General features: G+C 50.2%; 20 protein-coding genes, 1 tRNA gene and 1 pseudogene. 8 read left to right on the top strand and 14 right to left on the bottom strand.

The genetic code is table 11. From position 1 onward, the window contains the following. Positions 1-8: 8 nt before the first annotated feature. From AB1656_12490 to AB1656_12470, 5 genes are all read right to left on the bottom strand, one after another. On the bottom strand, positions 9-425 hold the full coding sequence (locus tag AB1656_12490; GenBank protein MEW6236195.1) for a response regulator: 417 nt from the start codon (positions 423-425) through the stop codon (positions 9-11). A gap of 124 nt (positions 426-549) precedes the next feature. Next, a complete protein-coding gene (locus AB1656_12485; GenBank protein MEW6236194.1) occupies positions 550-3,186 on the bottom strand; it encodes a PEP/pyruvate-binding domain-containing protein in 2,637 nt (878 codons plus the stop codon). 10 nt (positions 3,187-3,196) lie between these two features. Continuing rightward, positions 3,197-3,988 (bottom strand): TIGR02186 family protein, encoded by a 792-nt coding sequence (locus AB1656_12480; GenBank protein MEW6236193.1) that lies wholly within the window; start codon positions 3,986-3,988, stop codon positions 3,197-3,199. After that, positions 3,989-4,918 carry a sulfite exporter TauE/SafE family protein gene (locus tag AB1656_12475; protein MEW6236192.1) on the bottom strand — a complete coding sequence of 310 codons (930 nt, stop codon included), beginning with the start codon at positions 4,916-4,918 and terminating at the stop codon, positions 3,989-3,991. It abuts the gene before it with no gap. A 2-nt stretch (positions 4,919-4,920) separates the two neighbouring features. Next, a complete protein-coding gene (locus AB1656_12470; protein MEW6236191.1) occupies positions 4,921-6,474 on the bottom strand; it encodes an ATP-binding protein in 1,554 nt (517 codons plus the stop codon). A 975-nt stretch (positions 6,475-7,449) separates the two neighbouring features. Between AB1656_12470 and AB1656_12465 the strand changes: the two genes are divergently transcribed. From AB1656_12465 to AB1656_12440, 6 genes and pseudogenes are all read left to right on the top strand, one after another. Further along, the gene (locus AB1656_12465; protein MEW6236190.1) at positions 7,450-7,830 is read left to right on the top strand and encodes a hypothetical protein; all 381 of its coding nucleotides are present in this window, start codon (positions 7,450-7,452) and stop codon (positions 7,828-7,830) included. Positions 7,831-7,849: 19 nt separating this feature from the next. Beyond that, positions 7,850-8,731: a sigma 54-interacting transcriptional regulator gene (locus AB1656_12460; protein ID MEW6236189.1), complete on the top strand. Its 882-nt coding sequence runs from the start codon at positions 7,850-7,852 to the stop codon at positions 8,729-8,731. An 18-nt stretch (positions 8,732-8,749) separates the two neighbouring features. Continuing rightward, complete coding sequence (locus AB1656_12455) at positions 8,750-9,043, top strand: helix-turn-helix domain-containing protein (protein ID MEW6236188.1); 294 nt, start codon at positions 8,750-8,752, stop codon at positions 9,041-9,043. Between the two features lie 237 nt (positions 9,044-9,280). Beyond that, positions 9,281-9,766, top strand: a pseudogene (locus tag AB1656_12450) (AAA family ATPase). 75 nt (positions 9,767-9,841) lie between these two features. Continuing rightward, positions 9,842-10,006, top strand: a complete 165-nt coding sequence (locus tag AB1656_12445; GenBank protein ID MEW6236187.1) for a P-II family nitrogen regulator — start codon at positions 9,842-9,844, stop codon at positions 10,004-10,006. After that, positions 9,997-10,260, top strand: coding sequence for a hypothetical protein (locus AB1656_12440; protein ID MEW6236186.1), 264 nt, complete (start codon positions 9,997-9,999; stop codon positions 10,258-10,260). The genes AB1656_12445 and AB1656_12440 overlap by 10 nt, the downstream gene beginning before the upstream one ends. A gap of 67 nt (positions 10,261-10,327) precedes the next feature. On the opposite strand, the gene AB1656_12435 is transcribed toward AB1656_12440, so the two are convergent. From AB1656_12435 to AB1656_12425, 3 genes are all read right to left on the bottom strand, one after another. Beyond that, on the bottom strand, positions 10,328-10,963 hold the full coding sequence (locus AB1656_12435; GenBank protein ID MEW6236185.1) for a hypothetical protein: 636 nt from the start codon (positions 10,961-10,963) through the stop codon (positions 10,328-10,330). 9 nt (positions 10,964-10,972) lie between these two features. Next, the gene (locus tag AB1656_12430) at positions 10,973-11,356 is read right to left on the bottom strand and encodes a hypothetical protein (protein MEW6236184.1); all 384 of its coding nucleotides are present in this window, start codon (positions 11,354-11,356) and stop codon (positions 10,973-10,975) included. A 111-nt stretch (positions 11,357-11,467) separates the two neighbouring features. After that, a complete protein-coding gene (locus AB1656_12425; GenBank protein MEW6236183.1) occupies positions 11,468-12,343 on the bottom strand; it encodes a hypothetical protein in 876 nt (291 codons plus the stop codon). On the opposite strand from AB1656_12425, the gene AB1656_12420 reads away from it, so the two are divergent. Further along, the gene (locus tag AB1656_12420) at positions 12,331-12,579 is read left to right on the top strand and encodes a hypothetical protein (GenBank protein MEW6236182.1); all 249 of its coding nucleotides are present in this window, start codon (positions 12,331-12,333) and stop codon (positions 12,577-12,579) included. The genes AB1656_12425 and AB1656_12420 overlap by 13 nt on opposite strands. Positions 12,580-13,210: 631 nt before the next feature. Here the strand turns inward: AB1656_12420 and AB1656_12415 are convergent. From AB1656_12415 to AB1656_12405, 3 genes are all read right to left on the bottom strand, one after another. Further along, positions 13,211-13,447 carry a type II toxin-antitoxin system HicA family toxin gene (locus AB1656_12415; GenBank protein ID MEW6236181.1) on the bottom strand — a complete coding sequence of 79 codons (237 nt, stop codon included), beginning with the start codon at positions 13,445-13,447 and terminating at the stop codon, positions 13,211-13,213. Further along, positions 13,444-13,698, bottom strand: a complete 255-nt coding sequence (locus AB1656_12410; GenBank protein MEW6236180.1) for a type II toxin-antitoxin system HicB family antitoxin — start codon at positions 13,696-13,698, stop codon at positions 13,444-13,446. Before AB1656_12410 ends, AB1656_12415 begins: the two co-directional genes overlap by 4 nt. A gap of 158 nt (positions 13,699-13,856) precedes the next feature. After that, positions 13,857-13,930: transfer RNA gene (locus AB1656_12405), tRNA-Pro, on the bottom strand. A 280-nt stretch (positions 13,931-14,210) separates the two neighbouring features. On the opposite strand from AB1656_12405, the gene AB1656_12400 reads away from it, so the two are divergent. Further along, on the top strand, positions 14,211-16,262 hold the full coding sequence (locus AB1656_12400; GenBank protein ID MEW6236179.1) for a thioredoxin domain-containing protein: 2,052 nt from the start codon (positions 14,211-14,213) through the stop codon (positions 16,260-16,262). Between the two features lie 217 nt (positions 16,263-16,479). Here the strand turns inward: AB1656_12400 and AB1656_12395 are convergent, their stop codons facing one another. The 3 genes from AB1656_12395 to AB1656_12385 all read right to left on the bottom strand — a co-directional run bounded on the left by AB1656_12395 (position 16,480) and on the right by AB1656_12385 (position 19,150). Next, positions 16,480-17,769, bottom strand: a complete 1,290-nt coding sequence (locus AB1656_12395; protein ID MEW6236178.1) for a Gfo/Idh/MocA family oxidoreductase — start codon at positions 17,767-17,769, stop codon at positions 16,480-16,482. Between the two features lie 111 nt (positions 17,770-17,880). Continuing rightward, entirely contained in the window at positions 17,881-18,168 is a 288-nt protein-coding gene (locus tag AB1656_12390) for a PGPGW domain-containing protein (protein ID MEW6236177.1), read from the bottom strand. Continuing rightward, positions 18,158-19,150 carry a TerC family protein gene (locus tag AB1656_12385; GenBank protein ID MEW6236176.1) on the bottom strand — a complete coding sequence of 331 codons (993 nt, stop codon included), beginning with the start codon at positions 19,148-19,150 and terminating at the stop codon, positions 18,158-18,160. The genes AB1656_12390 and AB1656_12385 overlap by 11 nt, the downstream gene beginning before the upstream one ends. Positions 19,151-19,231: the final 81 nt, after the last annotated feature.

Genomic DNA, 19,231 nt, shown 5'->3' with positions numbered 1-19,231 from the left:
CTTTCAACCTACAAAGCGTCATCATTGCGGGATTCGGACGACGCCAATCCAGTTTGGAATTCGCGGGCGATTCGACGGACGATATCGCGGAGTTCGCTCATCTTGAAAGGTTTGGCGATAAAATCCGCCGCTCCGCTTTTGATCGCTTCGCGCGCTTTATCGACCGTAGCAAATCCTGTGACGATGATCACTCGAGTTCTGGGAGAATTTCCTTTAACAAACCGCAGCACATCCATCCCATCCGGAGCGTTCATTTTCAAATCGCTGATGACGATATGGAAATGATGTTCCGCGAAGCGGTCGAGAGCGGCTTGACTCTCTGTAAACGTCTCCACGTAGAATCCCAATTTTTCCAACGAGGACTTGAGACGATCGCAAACGATGAATTCGTCATCAAGTACGAGGATTTGAATTTTATCCTTCATGATGTACGTCAAAATCCCCTTATAGGCGGTTTTCCATACTCGCCCTTTATTTTAGCGAGAGAAATACTTTCGAACGTCATAGAATCCTCATTTCATCGATCCATCCAGAGGCCTGACGTCTTCTTCAAATCGAATCGTCTCCGCGAAGCGCGTCCGAGTGAATATTCTTCTCGGAATTGTGGGCATCGATCGATATTCTATTGGCTTGAAAAAATTGATTCAGATAATACTCTACCAAGCCATCGCCCTTGAGCAAGACGTCCAACTGACGCGTGAAGCCAATCAAGCGCCCTATCATGACGAGCCTGTTTTGCATCATTTCACGAGATAGATTTTTTACGCGAGCCACGACCAGATCGCCGCGAGCGTCGGTAACGAAATCGAATTTTTCCAGAATCAAGCCGATCAACCGCGTGCGGCGGGAACGCCGGGTAAGGTCCGTCATGCCGCCCGTGAATCGAAAATAGATATAGTTGTCGCTGCGTTCGCTGGACATATAGCAATCGATCACATTGAAATGGTAGCCCAATTTTAAACTCAAATTCAGGTATTCGCGCGAAAGGATGGCCAGATTGAACTGTACGGCGGATGCCGCAGACGAATCCGGTGAGCCGGGACCCGTAGCGCTGGACATGAACGCGCCAAAATCCACGCCGGCGGGTTGCGTCGCCCAGGCGCCGGGAGAGGTAAGCCCCTCCAAAATAGCGCATAAAGGTTCGCAGGATATCTCTTCGGGAGCGAGTATCGTCTTGCGCGATCCTCTCGCCGGATCCTCGTCGATATCGATAACCAGAAGATCGATGGGAAGATCAAGGTCGAGCTCGCGGCAACAAGGAAAACGCCGCGATATCTTACTGACGTTGTGGGAGGCGACGTCGACCACAGCCTTTTCATGGGCGAAACGAATGATGTCATGGTACGTAGCGCAGCAAGCGGCGCGAAAATCCTTCGAACGGGGATCGAGCAGATGCAGTGGAGCTACATTCTTCAAAAGACGGCGCAGGATTCGAAATTCGGGAGCATCGCTATAAGAAGAGCTTCTCAACAACTGATAATGCAATAATTCCAGCGCAAGGCCTTCATAGACGATATTTTCTTCCGCATCGACGGTAATCTCGATTCCTTCCTTGAGAACCGTCATGGCTATCGCCGCGTCTACGATAGCTGGTACGCGATATTCGCGCGCGATCGTCGCCAAATGCCCGGCGGCTGTCCCTATATCCGTTATTACCGCATTTGCTCGCGGAACGAGGGCGGACAATCGCGGAGAAGCGTTCCTGGCGACCAATACCGCTCCGTCGGGAAAACGCATCCGATCCTCATCCGTTCTGACGATGCAAACCGGTCCCGCTCCTATCCCTCGGTAGGCGACTTCGCCCCGGCCTTTTAGGAGAACAGGATATTTATTCGCCATATCGCCGATAGGCTCGACATCCAGCTCGATTCCAGCCATCAGCCGCAAGGGACGGGTCTGCAATAGAAATACGTTCCCCTCCGCGTCTTGAGTCCATTCGATATCCTGCGCGCATTTCGCGAACCGCTCGACGCTCATAGCCAGATCGGCCAGCTGAAGAAGCGTATCGTTGGAGACGCTGGATTCGCATTTCTTATCATCGGAGATCGCGATGGACGCCAAACCGTTTTCGGAGCGGGAAACGTACATCCGTTCTTTCGCCGCGATTTTTTGGGACAATATTGTCCGCGGCGTCTTGCGAGAAACCGTGAAGCGATCCACGCTATGATCGCCATCCACAATCGATTTTCCGTATCCCGGCGCCGTTGCGATAACGAGATAATCCTCGTTGGGTTTCAAGGGATCGATGGTGTAGACGACGCCGCTGGCGGCGGCGGGAACCATGACCATGCAGCCGACTCCCATATAGGCTTGGGTAAGGGAGACGTTATGGCGCCTGCGATAATCCAGCGCCGTGGTTGAGAAGAGACTCGCCACTACCGATTTGTAGGCATCCAGCGCGCCTTCTCTAGGGATATTCAGAAACGTGTCATGCAAACCGGCGAATGTCAGATCGCCGTCTTCTCCCAAAGCGCTGCTGCGAACGGCGAACAAGAGTTTCCGTTCTCGCCGGGGCTTCTTCCGTTCAAGAGTTCCGATCGACTTATCAATGCTTCGCGCGATATCGCGAGGGATTTTCGCCTCCTGAATCGCCTTTCGTATTTGCGCCGCCGCTATTTCCAGCGAAGCCGGATCGACATCGTTCTTTCCTAAAGACGACTCGATCAGCTCGGAGACGCCGTTTTCCTCCAGGAACCGGCGGCAAGCGTAAGCGGATACGGCGAAGCCGGGAGGAACATGCGCAGGGAAAAGGCGGTAGAGGTCGCCGAGACGGGCCATTTTTTCGCCGACTCGATCGCTGAGGTCCTGGCTGAGAGCGGAGAGATCGAAGACGAGTTCTCCCTCCGAAATCGAATATCCCTCATCAAGGCAGGCGCGCGTTTGCCGCCTCAACCGTTCGAAAACCGCTTCAATATCCGTGTACCGGTCGCCGGTCATGCAATTCAAATCGTAAACGATCCGGCGAACGGCTTCCTCCAGCTCGTCCACCAGCCCACGCAGGTATTGGCTATCGAAGAGGTAGTCTCCACCAAGTTTTTCCCCGGCGTCGGCGATCAATTCCAAAGCTCTATTATTGGCCGCCAACAGATCGCGGAACCTTTCGATCTTCGATCGGACAAGAGCGAATTCTTCCGACGCGCTACGCCGGCCAAGAAGTTTTTTCCAAAGCCGACTTCCTGCAAACATAACCGCCCTCTCAATGCGTTTTACTCGATCGCCCGCTGAAAATCCACCCCGTAAATAATCCCGCCATCAGCGCTAGAAACACCGACGCGCAGCCGTACGCCAGACCGTGTTCTTTCGCCGCCGAGGCGATATGCGCAATCGCGCCGGTTTTGGCTAAAACAAGAGAACGCAGGGATTGAACTTGAATCGTTTTTTGCCGCAATCCCCATATCATTATTTTATACTCGGCCGGAGGCGCTTTGGGAGGAAGGAAAAATCTTCCCTTGATCTTCTGCAATCCTTCTCCCGCCGGTTCCGCGACGATTTCGCCTTCGCCGATATGGAACAAACCATCTTGCTCTTTCAGTTTGATCGCTTCCTCGAATAAACGGCCGCCTTGGTTCTCCGGATCGCCGCAAACAACGCGTTTCAAAAGCGCGGGATATCCCAGACCAATCCCATCGGGCGTGGCTTCGGGAGCGATATCCGTCAAAGGCCCGGACGAAAGAAGAATATAGAGAGAAGGAAAACGATCGAAAACCAGGTCTCCTACATTCATCCACAAAACGCCCCATGCTTTGCCTTTTTTCTTCAACTCCAATCTTTCTTCAGGTCCCATACAAACCATGACAACATCAAGACCGACGGGCGCAACCGCTTCCGCTGCGATTTCGGCGCCGCGATAAAAAAGGCCAATCTCGACGCGATTTGCGGAAATATCGAGTTGCATAGCGCCGGGGAGATTGGCGGCTCTGCATGGATAGACGATTCCCGCCGCGGCCGCCAAAGCCAGCGCCCATCTTATGAAACGAGTCCCCGGCATCTAGTGACCTCCTTTATAATCCACGAGAATGTCCGGCTGGATCAGGAGTCCCAGCAGCATTTTCACCATGACCAACAAAACAATGATGGACATTAAGATTTTCAATTGATCCGCTTTGAGCCTTTTGCTGACGCGGGCGCCGATCTGCGCTCCCAGCACCGAACCGATCAGCAAAAGCAGCGCCAGCGAGAAATCTACGGTATGATTTACGGCGGCCTGCAGGATTGTCACGTGGATGCAAGTGAAAAGGATTTGGAACAAGCTCGTTCCGATGACGACGTGCATAGGCATCCGCAGAAGATAGACCATGACGGGGACCATGATAAAACCGCCGCCAACGCCCATGATGGCCGCCAGAACGCCAACCAAACCGCCGAAAAAAAGAGGAATAAAAATGGAAAGGTCAATCCGCGAGCGGTCAAAATGGATTACGAACGGGAGCGCCGTCGCGATGCGGTAATAGATCGACGCGCGCGGTTTCGCATCATCCTTCAAGCGCGATTTTTTTCCGATAAGTTCTTTGAGGCTATCCTGGAACATGTACGATCCGATTCCCGCAAGCATGACCACATACACAACCGTTATCGCAAAGTCCGCTTGGCCGAATCGGCGCAAAATCTTGATGAATTGGACGCCGACGGAACCTCCCAGAATTCCGCCGATAAGGAGCAAGACTCCCATCTTATAATCGACGGAACCCGCCCGGGAATGCGCCACCGTTCCCGAAGCGGAAGCGGCTACGATCTGATTGGAGTCGGAGGCGGCAGCGATCGTCGGAGGGATGCCAATCATTATCAACAGAGGAGTGAGGAGGAAACCTCCGCCCACGCCGAACAGGCCGGAGAGAAAACCAACCATACCCCCAAGACCCACCAGGAGAAATATGTTTACGCTCGTTCCAGCGATGGGAAGATAGAGATAGAAATGCATCATTACGATCCGTCCATCTCCTTTGGTTTTTGGGCTTGATAAGGCAAAAATACGGAGAAGGTCGTGCCTGCGCCTTCCTGGCTTTTCGCTAAGATCTTCCCCTTGTGTTTTTGGATAATCCGGTAGCTGACCGAAAGTCCCAAACCCGTTCCCATCCCCACCTCTTTGGTCGTGAAGAAGGGATCGAATATCTTGTCGAGATTGGCGGCGGGTATTCCGACGCCCGTATCTTCCACGTCGATCTGGACAAAATGTTCATCGACCGGGTTCGCCCGGATCGTCAAGGTCCCGCCTTCCGGCATGGCTTGGATAGCGTTCAAGCCGATGTTTAAAAAAACTTGTTGCAGATTGCGGGGATTTCCCTCAATGAGCGGCAAGTCATCCTTAACGTCCACGCGGATATCCACATGATTCAATCCCGCCTCGTTCGCGATCAATTTCATCGTTCCGTCGATCATATCCTTAACGCGGATGGCGACGAACGCCGGTTGTTCAATCCGGGTAAAGTCAAGAAGATTGCGCACCGTTCCGCTGGCGCGCTCCACCTGCGTGGAAATATCGCGCAGCATATCCTTCTTTTGATCGTCGCCGTAATCGCCGAATTCTTCGAGGAGCGATTCGACGGTGAGGCTAATATTGTTGAGAGGATTGTTGAGTTCATGAGCGATGCCGGACGTGAGAGTGCCTACGGCCGCCATCTTGCGCGATTGCGCCAGCTCGTCCTGATGGATTTTGAGTTCGTAAATCATCGCGTTCATCGCCATAGTCAGATTGGAGAATTCGTCGCGGTACTTTCGCGCTGGCGCAATCGGCGAGAAATCTCCCCCCGCGATCCGCTGAGTGCATTTCTCCAGCCGGCTCAACGGCCGCATAAGTTGCCGAGCGAGAAAGCTCGCCATGTAAACCATGAACAAGAGAAGAAGGCCCAACGATACGGCGGCGGTCGTAATGGAAGAGTGGATGAGGACGTGCATACGGTTGCGTTCCTCATCGATGGCGTCTTTTGCGTAACGCAGAATATCCGCACCCGCCAATCGCAGATCTTGTTCAATGAGTTGGCGGTCGGGAATTTGGCCGGGTGGAGCGTTCGATTGTTGGGAAAAAAGTTGCTGCAAGCGCTCCTGGTAGCGCCCCAATTCAGCGCGAAGCTGCTCGAAATTCTTGCCGCCGATCATGGCTCGGATTTCATCCGCATTGGTTTTCAAGATCGCGGCGGCTCTGGCGATTTGATCCAGCGCGTCGTTGAGGTTGTCGTTATACAAGAAAAAATTCTTCTCGAATCGGCGCGCCAGCAGAATTTCGATTTGAAAATTGGAGATGGTTTCGAGGAATTTTTGTTTCTCCGAAATCCTTAGAATAAGCGAAATCAGAGATACGGTGATGGCGGAAGTTAGAACGAAACAAAGAAGAAAGACCAAAGATATGCGCAGACGAACGCTTATCCGGGGACGGTCGATTAAAGCCCGTTCTGCGGCTTTCGCGATTTGTTCCGCTTCCGAGGAATAGGGGAAACCGGAAAAATCCCCGTTGGAAGCATTGGATTCGTGCTCGTTCATGACGTTTTCCCAAAGACCGCGATATTCGTCTCTTCAATGCGAACGTCATATCATAATAGAGACAACCAGATTCTAAGCTTGCCGTCAAGCCTATAAGTTCCCTATTGTCATGATGAAACGCAACAGGAGCTGGGCGCTGCGGCCTTCGCAGGTTCCAGCATGGAAACTTCAGGTTTACGGAACTGCTGGGATTAAGATTCATCAATGCGCTAATACCGTTTGCTGAGGTATAAGCCAACATCATTGAGGAGAGAGCGAGGCTCCTGGCGAGCAGCATAGATGCAATGGTTTGCCAGGAGGCTTGCCCTCCCATCTTTTCCCTGATCTTTACCCACAAGTCGAGGGGATTACTCAAGGGCAGAAACAACCTTGGCCTTGGCGCCCCATTAATCAAGGGCGGAAGGAGGTTTCATTTTTTACGTTTCCGAATCACGAAAACACGAAAGGGCGCGAATACCACGAAAATTTCAAATCGCAGATTTCACGAACGAGTCGGATTCTATGGAGTTAACATGCGTTTTTCTCTCCCAGCCTTGAAAGGCTATTATCAAATGCCCCTTGAAAGGGGCAAACAACAATAGTCCGCCGTTTTAACGGCGGATTGACTAACCAACTTGGTTATTCTTTATTCCCGACAATCCCGATTCAGGCATTCATAATTCCTCAATACTTGTGGGTAAAGATCATTATCCTTTCCAGGGCAAGTGCATCAAACTAATCGGCGGATCATAGGCGCGCATTTTATCGGGGAACCAATTTTTTGCTGGGGCGCCGATTACAACGTTTGTCTTAGGTTCTTTTCTGGCCTGAATATTGCCCAATATTAGGCGAGAGATCGTATTGTCTATCGAGGGCGTGCGACGAAAATTTCTATGTTTACGCAACTTAAGACGTTTGCCGAGCGATTTTCAAACTCTCGAAAGTTCTTAAGAATGTTCTTATTTGGACATGGCAGGAGCGAGGAGTTGTTGAAAAATGATGGGTTATGAAATCCCACTTATCGATAATAATAACCTGATTCCCCATTTGGAGCGGCACGAACGCGAGTTGAGCGTCTTGTATTCGATTGCGCGTATTTTGGGCGCTCCTTCCGGGCAGAAGGAGATGTTGGTCGAAGTGCTGGATATTATAGAAACGCAGTTGGAAATGCAGCGTGGAACCATCTTGCTTCTTTCTTCGGATGGAAGCGAACTAGTAGTGGAAGCGGCCAAAAACATACGGACGCCGGAGAAAAAAAAACGTGCGTTATCGGCGGGGCGAAGGCATCGTCAGGCGCGTGCTTCAAACCGGAAAATCGGAAATCGTTCCAAGAATATCCCAGGAACCCGAATTCCGCGATCGGATTCATCGCCGTAAAGAGACCCTTCAGGAAGAAATGGGCTTCATTTGCGTTCCCATACCGATTGGCTGTGAAGTTGTGGGTACGCTTTCCGTGGATGTTCCCCATTGCAGCCAAGAAGCCATGCTTGAGAACAAGCGGACATTAAGCATCGTAGCCAGCCTGATCGCTTACGACGTGAAGGCGCGCCGGCATGCGAAATTGGAACGGGATGCGTTGGAAGCCGAAAACATCCGCTTACGCAATGCTCTTGAAGAACGATTTCGCCCTGAAAATATCATCGGCAATTCGAACGCCATGCGGATGGTGTATCAGAAAATCCACCAGGTTGCCAAGAGCGACGCTAACGTATTGATCCGGGGCGAATCGGGAACCGGCAAGGAATTGACGGCTTCTGCGATTCATTACAATAGTATGCGGGCTTCCAAACCCTTTATCCGCGTCAATTGCGCCGCCTTAAGCGAAAATCTGATTGAAAGCGAACTCTTCGGGCACGAAAAAGGCGCTTTTACCGGCGCCATGTTCCACCGAATCGGCCGTGTGGAGGAAGCGGATGGGGGAACCCTATTTCTTGACGAGATCGGCGACTTCTCCGGAGCGGTTCAGGTCAAGCTTCTGCGAATCCAGCAGGAAGGCGAGTATGAGCGCGTGGGAAGCAACAAAACGTGCAAAGCCGACGTTCGAATTATCGCCGCGACCCATAAAAACCTGGAAAAAGCGGTGGAAGAAAGAGCTTTTCGGCAGGATTTGTATTATCGCATCAACGTCTTCCCGATTTTTCTTCCCCCTTTGCGAGACCGGAAGGACGATATTCTTTTATTGGCCGATTTTTTCGTGGAACGATATTCCGCTAAAATGGAGAAGCGGATCAAGCGGATCAGTACGACCGCCATCAATATGATGATGGCCTATCATTGACCGGGTAACGTTCGCGAATTGGAAAACTGCATTGAACACGCCGTGCTCTTAACGCACGACGATGTGATTCACGGATACAGTCTTCCTCCAACCTTGCAGATGCCCGATCGGGTGGACAAAGCCTCTCCTGGAAGGTTCAAGCAACGAATCGAATTGATCGAGCGCGATTTGATTATCGACGCTCTCAAGCGCTCGAGCGGGAATGTAAACGCCGCCGCGCGCGAAATGGGCATTACCCCGCGAATGGTTCATTACAAAATTCAAAAACTTGGCATCGACAATCAAACCTACAAAATCCCTCAAAACAAGTAATTTCCCAACTGCCGATATTCCAATTCATTCACGCCTCCGCATAACAAAAATGTAATTTTCGAGTTTGAGAGACAACATTTTTGCGCTATTTCCGTAAGTTGATTTTATACAAGCAGTTAGGACGCAAATTGATATTTTTCCCCTTCTTGTCTCTGCCTATTCGGAACAATTATTTCGCTGCATTGACGAATGGATTAGAGGTAATACGAACCATAATTCAAATAGCCCTTTTTTGTTATGGATTTCATTTTCTTGACGTTACAGCATCAATTCCTCTTAGCGCCCAAAGTAAATAACAATCTACGCAAGTTGGCATGTCTTTCGCGGATAAGAGATAGAAACTTATTGCATTTGCAAGCATACATTTTCCAAAAGGAGATCGTCATGAGAAAAATCGCCATATACGGAAAAGGCGGAATCGGCAAGTCGACGACGACGCAAAACATCGTTGCGGCGTTGGCCGAAATGGGGAAGAAAGTTATGGTTGTCGGCTGCGATCCCAAAGCGGATTCGACGCGCCTTTTGATGGGCGGTCTGGCGCAGAAAACCGTGCTGGACACTCTCCGTGAAGAAGGCGAGGACGTGGAATTGGACGACATCCGCAAGATCGGATACGGCAGCGCGCTCTTCACCGAATCGGGGGGGGCCGAACCGGGCGTCGGCTGCGCGGGACGGGGGATTATCACTTCGGTGAATCTGTTGGAGCAATTGGGCGCGTATGACGATTCGGTGGGTCTTTGGTCAGATCGCGGCCTAAGGCGCGATATCTCATCCTGCAGACTGGAAAGGCAAATCATCATGATTATGATCCGAGCGATCATCCGGCCCGAAAAAGCCGACGAAGCGATGGCCGCGCTAATGTACGCCGGATTCCCGGCCGTCACCAAGATGGAAGTCTTTGGCCGCGGAAAACAGCGGGGAATGAAAGTATGGGGCGATAGGCGTTGCCAGTCTTGCAGCTAGCCCTTTGGTGCTATTACTGCTATTCATTCTGGCAACCGCATTATACCCGCCTCATGCGTCTGGGCGACATCCTTCTCGGCGGCGTCTTGTTTCCTTCATTTATTATCTGCGTCGCCATCCATTTTCTGACGCACGGTTCTTTGGGGATGCGGGAACATGCCGTTTTTCTGGCTTATCTGTTCTTTCCCGTGGCCGCGAGTCTGCTCGTTCATTACGAGGCGGTTCCGCTGCTGTCCAATTTAATCTTCCTCTAGCTGACCGCCTTGGCGATGGAAATCGCCGCGCCGCTGTTCGCCGCCGTCCGCTCTTTGTCTCAATAATTTATTGTTCCCATCCTTTAAGTTTTCCACCAACCGTTTTGACTGCTTCGAATATTAGTTCACGAATTTGAAAAAGAAATAAATTTGCTTCAGATTCAGGCATTACATTAGGAACAGGAACTGCTTCTCCATATATTGTTATGATATCTCTAGCCCTGGACCATGTCGAACCAGGACCTCGATGGTAATAGGCTTCTTTCCATCCGCCTACACGTTCTTCTAAAATCCGTTGTCTTGATAAATCATGCAATTTTTTAAACACTTCCTTCTTGATCGCATCAATAGATTCTATTTTATCTGTACTATCATCATGAGGCTCCATTGGATCCCACGTAAAAGGATTCGAAAGGAACTGGCTTACGTGAATTTGTAACAATCTGATTAAATCGGCTACCGGCCGAAGCGTGTCGTATTCGTCTATCTTGAAAATTCCTAAACGGCGTGAAAGCGCTTTCACTCTTGTCCAGTGCTCAGGTCTGACGACTGATATCGATCTCATGCCAAGAATGCCATTCCATCTGTCATGAAATTCCTGCGCTGCTTTCTGAATAGCTAAGACAAGGTTTGCTACATCGTACACTGGTTTGTATTGAATCGGTTTAGGAGGAATAATCGACGACTCAATTGTATTCAGCAATCGCTTGAGTTATGCGATTGTAAACTTAGCTGAATCAGGTAACCTTTTTTGGATATTTGCTAAAAACACTAAGCGCTCAGGAATGAGATGTCTAAGGGGTATTACAGCTTCGCGACTGACATTCTTACTTATATCGTTAACAACTTGGTCAAATGAACCTATAATATGATCCTTTTTTGCAGTATTCCCGCGCAGGTTATCTCCCTTTACCTCATCGAAGTGAGTGAAAGCTATTATCAATTTAGATTCATGACCGCTGATCGCAAGAGAATGCAATACAGCGCAAGGTCCTGCTTGCATAGGTTGGGCGGCATTGTCGACCAGAACAATCGCATCGGCGATGTCGAATTTGCTCGTTATTGTTGTGGACAGGCTTGAAGTATTATCCGCCATGTGTCCTATCCCCTGCCCATCCATAAGCGCTAATTTCAGTGAAGAATTGTCATTCCATTCTGGCCGGAATGGCCCAGCAACACGAATGCCTTCTACTAAAGGCGTTAGCAGTCAACCAAAATTTGGAGCATAGTTGCTTGAAAATTTATTTACCAAGCGAATAAACTCTGAACGGTCTGAATTTTTATCCTCGTATGTCCATTGGATCGGCCACCCGTCTCTTCCTCTGGCGATTTCTCCTTTTGACAACAAATCAAATCGAGACTCAACATCGTCAATAATTTCGTCCACAAGGCGGTGAAACTCATCCATCATTGTTACATGATCATCAACAATCTCTTGGATAGTAACTTGGTCTTCCGGGGAGGCTTTCTCTAAAACTATGTCTAATTCATGGGCTGTATTTTTCATTATTAATTTGTATTCATCCGTGAGTCGACTGATAGAATCGAAATATTTATTTAATGAATCCAAGCGTCTTTTACGTTCGGTTTCATTTATTTCTTGTTCATATTTTGAAGTTGCTTCCGAGTCATCATCCTCAAGTTCCTCTGTTTCGGATTTTTCAAGCAAAATTGGATTTCCAAGGATATAACTCAATCGAAATCTCTGCTCACTATGTTCAAGAAAGCGTCTGAATACATCCGGTTTCGGCGCACCTTCATATTTTGTGATTACTGATGAAAGAACGCATTCAGCAATGTATTGGCGTATACATTCACGTGGGATAAACGTAACAACCGCTTTGAAATGACCATTATCTAGTACTATTTCAATGTCGCATATAGTCGTTTTTGCGGCTGAAATTGATGGAAACCTTTCGCATTCAGGATCGGTTCCCAATAACTGCCTGACAATGGTCGTTTTTCCGGCGCCTGTAGTCCCAACAAATAAAACCCTTGCATATCCATCAGAGGAGTTTTTCCCGCCAGGAAGGGGGATGAAATCCTCACGACTTTTCCACGGATCATAACTTGAAGGAGACATCGGATCATAAAACGCGCGTAGATTTATTGGCCAAAGCCATCGCCTATCTCCAAGATAGCGGGAAGCAAACTCTCATTACTTTCGTCTGCGCCGACGCCGCCAAAGCGAACGCTCTCCAAAAATTCATCAAACAGGGATTCCAAAAAAAAGGTATTCCCTTTTCTGCGAATCGAATGCAATTTCTCCCCGCCTATCGTGATTTCCAGGAGGAAAAAACAAGACAGCAAGAAATCTGACTGACAGCCCATGTTGATATAAATATGGTTTATCCCCAAACCTTCTTTTCAGAAGGATTTTCATGATGAAGCGCCCCTCGCTCTTCCGCAATCGCGAAGCGCGCCACCCATTGCATACGTTCGTCTGCAACCGATGCTAACGCGAATTATCAAGCGCGATAAAAAGAGAATGCCAACGATACGGCGTCGCCCTATGCGACGATTGTTGGCAAAGAGAAGAGCCGCTGGAATTTCGGGAAAAAATCTACGCCTGGGTTAGAGACGGCAAAGTTGTATACCGGCGCCGGCAAGCCGCCGCACTGAGGCAGACTATGAAAAGCAGCGATCGGGAATTCTGGCGATAACCTATCTCCTAAAAATGCCTACTTTTCTGGTCGTCCCATCGAATCCCATTACGCCATATTGTTCAAATGGAAGGCAGTGATGACGCAGTCCGCTGTTTCGATGGGCGAATTCGGATTCGCCCGCATTTTGACGCATTCCAGAAAATGGCCTAATAAGCGTCGCTTTCGTTGATCATCTCCCATGTTGAAATTGAAGAATGTATTTGCGGAAATAGAGGAAGAAAATCTGTTCCGCGCTAGGGCGGTTTAGATCTTTGGAATATCGCATCCGGAGCGTTATGTTGCTTCTACAACAATCCCAAACGCTCCAAGTCTTCTTCTTTCCATCCCGCATCGTAAATCATCCCTTTGAGCGTACCGATAGGAAACAATTCGCCGGGATTATGGTAAGAGACGGTAACGCAATGGCCTGAAGGGTGGCGATAACGCCGATGGCTTCCCCTGATTCGGATGAGAACGAATCCCTCCTCAACCAGAGACTTCACGAACCGGCGGGCGGTTATTTCTTTCGGAGCGCAAGTCATAGGTTGACTACTACGGAAGGGAAAGCCAATTCGACGACGCCCTGAGAAGGATCGACGGGGACGGGCTGGCCGGTTTCCTGCATATCCGCGATGCATATCTCGATGACTTCCCGGATATTCGTAAGGGCTTCATCGTAGGTATGCCCCCACGTCCTGCAACCTTGGAGAGCGTTGCAATAAGCATGATAGGCTTTGCGTCCATCCTCAAAGCGATCCTCTTCGATAACGACGGGAAAAGCGTAAGTTTTCATAATCGAAACCTCTCCTTTATTATCCACGACGGACGCAAAAAGAAAAACCCAGGAAGGATAATTCTACCGGGGTGTTTTTTTGTTCTGAGAGTAGCTTTTGAGTAGCTTTTTTAAATCTAGCGCTTAAGGCGATTGACGGAAATCCAATAGAATGAGTGTCGGGGTGACTGGATTCGAACCAGCGACCCACTGCTCCCAAAGCAGTTGCGCTACCAGGCTGCGCTACACCCCGAATAAAAACAATTTTAGTGCGTTCTTCTTAATGGCTCAATCCATGCGCAGGTTGTCCTTTAAGGTTATTTCTCTTCTGTTGGCGCTGTCCCGCCTTCACGGTTTGCGGAGTTCTGTAGAAGAAATGAGGGCTATTCATCGTAGGAGAATGGTTGCGATGATAGCGCTACTCATTTTCTAGTCAACGAATTCGCTCTTTTTCCATCATTATCCGTTCTCGGACGATTTATAATTTTTCATTCGCTAATATTTCGCGCAATACTTTGGAAATGGATGGAACGATGTACGCCGCTAATCGATTAATCAATGAAACCAGCCCCTATCTCTTGCAGCACGCCTACAATCCCGTCGACTGGCGTCCTTGGGGCGAAGAGGCGCTGCGTTTGGCGCAGGAGGAAGACAAGCCCATCTTTCTCAGCATCGGCTATTCCGCCTGTCATTGGTGTCATGTTATGGAGCGCGAGTGTTTTGAAAACGAGCCGATCGCCGATTTCATGAACGAGAATTTCGTCAACATCAAAGTCGACCGCGAAGAGCGTCCCGATCTCGATGAGATTTACATGACCGCCGTTCAGTTGCTCACCGGCTCCGGCGGCTGGCCACTTTCCATTTTTTTGACGCCCGATTTGAAGCCGTTTTACGGCGGAACCTATTTTCCTCCTAACGATATGTTAGGACGTCCAGGATTCCCATCGGTACTGGTCAGCGTGGCCAATGCTTATCGAACGCATCGGGATCGAGTGGCGGAAAGCGCTGAGCAAATGGCGCAGCATCTGATAGAAGCGACCGCCGTCAAGCCGGGAAGCGGCGAATTGAGTTACGATCCCATCGACGCCGCCGTCGAAGAGATGAAGCGCCGCTTCGATTCTCGCCACGGCGGATTCGGCCCCGCCCCCAAATTTCCCCATAGCATGGACCTATCGCTGCTTCTCCGCGCCTATCGGAGTACGGGCGAGGAAAAGACGCTGCGCATGGCGAAATTCACTTTGGATAAAATGGCTTGCGGCGGCATGTACGATCTTCTCGGCGGCGGATTCCACCGGTATTCCACCGACGACCGCTGGTTGGTTCCCCATTTCGAGAAGATGCTCTATGACAACGCTTTATTAGCGCGAACTTATCTCGAAGCCTATCAGATGACGCAAAATCCCTATTACGAACGGATCGCGCGCGAAACGTTGGATTACCTCCTACGCGAAATGGCTGCGCCTGAAGGCGGATTTTATTCCAGCCAGGACGCCGACAGCGAGGGCGGGGAAGGGGCTTTCTTCCTATGGACTCCACAGCAAATCGCCGAAGCGGTGGGCGGCAAGGACGCTCGCGCCGTTTGCCGCTATTACGGCGTCGATGAGATCGGTGATATCGATGGCGGCAACGTTCTCTGCGCGGCGGACGAGGAAAAAAGCATCGCCGCTCTATTGCTCATCCCCCAGGAGCCATTGGCCCAAACTTTGAGGAACGCCCGCGAGAAACTTTTCGCCGTCCGGGAGAAGCGAAGCAAGCCGGGACGAGACGAAAAAATCCTTGCGGATTGGAATGGATTAACGATTTCGTCTCTCGCCCTGGCGGATGCAGTACTCGATGAACCGCGATACCGGCAAGCCTCCGAAAAAGCCGCCGATTTCTTATTGGATAAACTCGTCCGAGACGGCGTCCTGCTTCATGTTTATAAAGACGGACGGATGCATACTCCCGCTTTTCTCAGCGATTATTCGTTCTTGGTCAACGCTCTGCTCGATCTTTATGAAACGACGGGGACGATGCGCTGGCTGCGGGAAGCGCTGCTTTGGAATCGACGCACGATCGAACGTTTTTGGGATGAAAAAGACGGCGGTTTTTTCTTCACCGCCGAGGATGGGGAAAGCCGAATCGTACGCAGCAAGAATCCTTTGGACAACGCCGTTCCTTCCGGCAATTCCATCGCCATTCTCGCCCTGGCGCGCTTGGCGGCCATGACCGGAGACGGCGGCTTGCGCGAGCGGGCGGAAAAAAGTTTGCTCGCATTCTCCGGCGCTTTGAATCGTATGCCCTCCGCTTTTCCTCAGATGCTGTGCGCTCTCGATTTTCTGCTCTCATCGCCGAGAGAGATCGTGCTGGCGGGCAAGAAAGAAGATTTGCATTCCTACCGAAAATCTCTCTTCGCTTCGTTTCTGCCTAACAAAGTCATACTCTACGCTTATCCCGAAGCCGTGGAGGAACTTGTTCGTCTGGCCCCGGCGGCGCAGGGGAAAGCGCCTTTGAATGGCAAGCCCGCTGCTTATGTTTGCCGTAATTTCGCCTGCCGTCAGCCGGTGGTTTCCGTGGAGGAGTTAATGGAGCAATTGTTGGAATGATGAATGATGAATGATGAATGATGAAAAAAAGCCGGATTAGTCGCAAGGATATCGCAAGGGCAGAAACAACCTTGCCGTTGGCGCCCGTTGACCTCGGCCCTGGCGTCCGTTGCATAATTTCGATGGGCAAAAAACGAGAAACAACCATCATTTCATTCTTCAATGCAAAAGGGGCGGCTTTTTGCCGCCCCTTGCGATTTGAGGGAGTTCGTATAATTCAGGATTTTAACTTAAACGCCTTTGAAGTGACGCGGTGATTTTTTTCGTTGAAAAAGAGCACTTCGTTGCGGCGGTAGGCTTCCACCGACATGGCGATGGGAACCATGACGATATAGCCGCGCAGGGCGTTTAAATGCGGCTGTTCCCGCGTTTGGACGCAGGTGAGGAAATTCGCCTGGTGGCCTTCACGCTTCTCCGGCTTGACGACGAATTCCTTCGATCCGTTCAGTTTTTCGAATTCCGCGCCAAACGGCTCATCGGCGACCACGCGCAGGTGATTGGGTTCGGGATCGTCGCAGTAGATGGTTCCGCAATTGCCGCGGATAATCGTAGGCAAGCCTATATTGCTGGCCATGGACGAGGGCATGATGACGGAGCGGTTGGAGGGATAGTCGATATTGGTGAAGAAGGTGTCGGGCACTTCCCGCGAATCGCTCTGCACCCAGATGCCGCCGGTTCCCGTAACCCGATAGGGAAATTCGTCGCCACTGCAAACGGTGAGAGCGGCGAGTTTGTGATAGAAGAGATCGGTGGCGATGCCGCCGGAATAATCCCAGTATTTGCGGAAGCGGAAGTAGCGCTCGGGATCGTAATCGACGTTCGGCGAGGCGCCGAGCCACATCTTCCAGTCGATATGATCATCGCCGCCTTTGTCGGGACCGGCGTTCATGTCCATAGGCCAATTCCATTCCCATTCCCGCGAGTTGCGGCAGTAGGTCCCTTGCGACCAGACCTGTTTGCCGATGCGGCCTTCTTCGATGATTTTGCGCGCCTGCCAATTCATATCCATCGAAGCGTATTGGCTGCCCACTTGTATGATGCGTTTCAATTTCTCGCTAGCCTCATAAACCTTTTTGGCTTCTTCAATGGTTTTGGTCATCGGCTTTTCGCAGTAGACGTCTTTGCCCGCTTCCATGGCGTCGATGGAAATCTTGGCGTGCCAATGATCCGGCGTAGCGACGACGACAGCGTCTATATCCGAGCGCATCAATACTTCATGATAATCGGTATACCCCGCCGCGTCGCATTTTTGCGCCTCTTCGTTTTTGCGCCGTTCCCACACGTCGCAGACGGCGACGATCTTGCATCGTTCTCCCAGTCTTAAAAATTCGTCTACCAATGCCCCGCCGCGTCCGCCCACGCCGATCATTCCCAAGTTGATCTTATCGTTGGCGCCGATGATTCTTGCGTTGGCTTTTCGGGGCCATAGGGAGGCCGTCATCGCCAAGCCGGCGGTTTTCGCCGTGGATTGGAGAAAGGTTCTTCTGCTGGTTTTTTTGTTTGGCATTATTATCTCTCCTTTAAAGCGGTTTCTTGCCTTAAGGCAAGAATTTCGTCGATAAAGGCCCTTGCCTCCCCTGACAACTCAGAGCCTTGATTCGTCTCATTATGATATCCGTTATTGTTCTTTTTTATATGCGTTCGAATCGCTGCGGCGGAATTTTCTTAGGCGTTGCTTTATCCACTGCAAGAGCCGGTAAGCCAGATATTTGATCTTTCGAAACAGTCTTTTCGCCCATTTGAATTCTATGCTAAGAATGGCCACGCCCGCAGGAATCACAACCAGAGCGGGGCCTGGCGTGAACAGTAAAATCACGCCCACCAATATGACTACCGATCCGGCGATCAGAATAGCGATCTTCCGAAAGGGCTTCCAAGTATATTCCATCGCTTCTTTAATTTTCATGGGAGAAGGGAATCTCCAACTGTTTCGCTTCCCGCTTGGAAACGAGAATGGAGGCGAGAATGCCGGTTCCGAGAATGCCGCCGATAACCATCAACGAGATATGCGCAGGAATGGGGTAGTGATGGGAAAGAAGCATTTTCACTCCGACGTAGGCCAGCAGGATGACAAGACAAATCTTCAAATAACGAAAACGATTCAGAATGGCGGCGATAGCGAAATAGAGCGACCGCAGCCCCAAAATGGCGAAAACGTTGGAGGTGAAGACGATGAATGGATCGCTGGTGACGGCGAAAACGGCGGGAATGGAATCGACGGCGAAGAGAACGTCGGAGCTCTCCACCAAAATCAGAACTAAAAACATCGGCGTAATGGCTCTGCGACCGTTCAGCGTCGAGAAAAAATGGTTTCCTTCCAAATGCGGAGTAATGGGATACAGTTTTTTGGCTAGACGGTAAAGAATATTTTTTTCGGGATTGATCTTGTCGTGCTGATGGATGAGCATCTTAAAGGCGGTGAAAAGCAAAATCGCCCCGAAAACATAGATGATCCAATCGAAGCGCTGGATGAGTACTACGCCCGCCGCGATCATGATTCCCCGCAAAATCAACACTCCCAAAATGCCCCAAAACAAAACCCGATGTTGATACATGGGGGGAATTTGAAAATAGGAGAAAATCAACGTAAAAACGAATAGGTTATCCAGGCTGAGCGACTCTTCCACAATATAGGCGGTAAAAAAATAAAGCGCCGCCGTTTTTCCGTCGGAGACATGTCCGGCTCCTTCTCCTATGCCCAACCAGTGATTTTCATAGATAAAGTAAATCCCGACATTGAACAACAGCGCCAGCGATACCCAGAAAGAAGTCCAGCCGAGCGCTTCTTTGATTCCAATGGCGTGAGCTTTGCGGTTCAATACGCCCAAATCTAGGGCCATCATGAATAGGACAAATACAATGAAGCCGATCCATAGCCATATCGTCATAGAACTACTGCTTTCTTAAAAAATAAAATGCGTTGAAAATTGGTTATTGTAGTACGCTTGTCATCTTACGATAAATGGCGC

This window comes from Candidatus Omnitrophota bacterium (assembly GCA_040755155.1).
In the GTDB taxonomy this organism is placed as follows: Bacteria; Hinthialibacterota; Hinthialibacteria; order Hinthialibacterales; family Hinthialibacteraceae; genus JBFMBP01.
Note: the sequence above shows the minus strand (reverse complement) of the source record. Positions and strands in the feature narration are given on the sequence as shown.